The 1,254-nt window shown below is 58.1% G+C and carries 2 protein-coding genes; both read left to right on the forward strand.

From position 1 onward, the window contains the following. The first annotated feature begins 278 nt into the window (after nt 1-278). Complete coding sequence (locus D106_RS0114145; protein WP_018876690.1) at nt 279-524, forward strand: DUF6290 family protein; 246 nt, start codon at nt 279-281, stop codon at nt 522-524. Further along, on the forward strand, nt 508-774 hold the full coding sequence (locus D106_RS0114150) for a type II toxin-antitoxin system RelE/ParE family toxin (protein ID WP_018880435.1): 267 nt from the start codon (nt 508-510) through the stop codon (nt 772-774). Before D106_RS0114145 ends, D106_RS0114150 begins: the two co-directional genes overlap by 17 nt. Nucleotides 775-1,254 lie beyond the last annotated feature (480 nt).

The raw sequence follows: 1,254 nt of genomic DNA on the forward strand, positions 1-1,254 counted from the left end.
GAAGGGATTGAATTCACCACGAAGCACACGAAGGCACGAAGAAATTCTTGTGCTGTCTTTACAGCATGCCTGCGACACCCCGGTGCCGGACAGTGCCATACAGGACGCGATCACCAGACCTACCCACCTTAATCCAGCCCTTCTCCGTGCCCTCTGTGTCCTCCGTGGTGTAACCGCCCTTGACCTTGCCCTTCTTCGTGCCTTCGTGCGCTTCGTGGTGAACACACCTAGGCATGTGATGTACGATGGTATGCGCGCATACCACTGGATATTCCATTATGACCATACGTACAGGAGATACCCGTCAAACGGCTGTCCGGCTCCCGAAAGAGACGTATGGGCGCCTGAAAGCTCTGGCCGAAAAGACGGGCCGCACGACCACATACTACATCCGAGAAGCCATCGAGGAGCACCTGGAAGACCTGGAGGACATCTACCTGGCCGAGCAAACGCTGGAACGTATCCGGAGCGGCGAGGAAGACGTAATCAGTTCCCAGGAGTTCTGGCGTGACCTGGAGGATTGAGTACGCTCATTCGACCCGGAAGGCGGTGCAGAAACTCGACCGGAAGGCCCGCCAGCGCATACGCCAGTATCTGGAGGAGCGTGTAGCCCATCTGGATGATCCGCGAGAGCTCGGGAAACCGCTCAAGGGGCGGTTTACCCAGCTATGGCGTTATCGGGTTGGGGGCTACCGTGTGATCTGCGAGCTGCGTGACGAGTCATTGGTGGTACTGGTTGTGCGGATTGGACATCGTAAAGAGGTTTACGATTAATGACAGACAGCCCGTCTGGTTCCTGCGACTGGCCGCCTCTCGTTGCTAATCAGGTGCCCTGAAGAGGTTGTTTCACCACAGAGTGCACGGAGTGCGCAGAGGGAAAAGACCGGGTTCACCACGAAGCGCACGAAGGAGGGCTTGTTCACAGGAAGTGAGGGCAGATTCGTGAAGGTGGTACCGAGGCATGCTGGGTGATCGGGGTATCCCCAGCGCGGCGGATGCAGGCGGCCACCGACGCCCACAAGGACTTGAGTCCGAACTCCGCCGCCCAGATGAGGGGAGATGGAAACCGGTGCAGACGGGTGAGTTCCAGGCAGTCGACGCCGAGTCATTTCAGCCTGAGCCTTCCCTCTCTTCCCGTCTTCCTGTTGCCCGCCCTTGACCTGAAGGGATTGAATTCACCACGAAGCACACGAAGGCACGAAGAAATTCTTGTGCTGTCTTTACAGCATGCCTGCGACACCCCGGTGCCGGACA

It is taken from the genome of Thioalkalivibrio sp. ALE9 (genome assembly GCF_000377445.1).
Taxonomy (GTDB): domain Bacteria; phylum Pseudomonadota; class Gammaproteobacteria; order Ectothiorhodospirales; family Ectothiorhodospiraceae; genus Thioalkalivibrio.

Coding starts and splice junctions, on each gene's coding strand:
- D106_RS0114145 (WP_018876690.1), top strand. CDS start 279: ATGACCATACGTACAGGAGATACCCGTCAAACGGCTGTCCGGCTCCCG.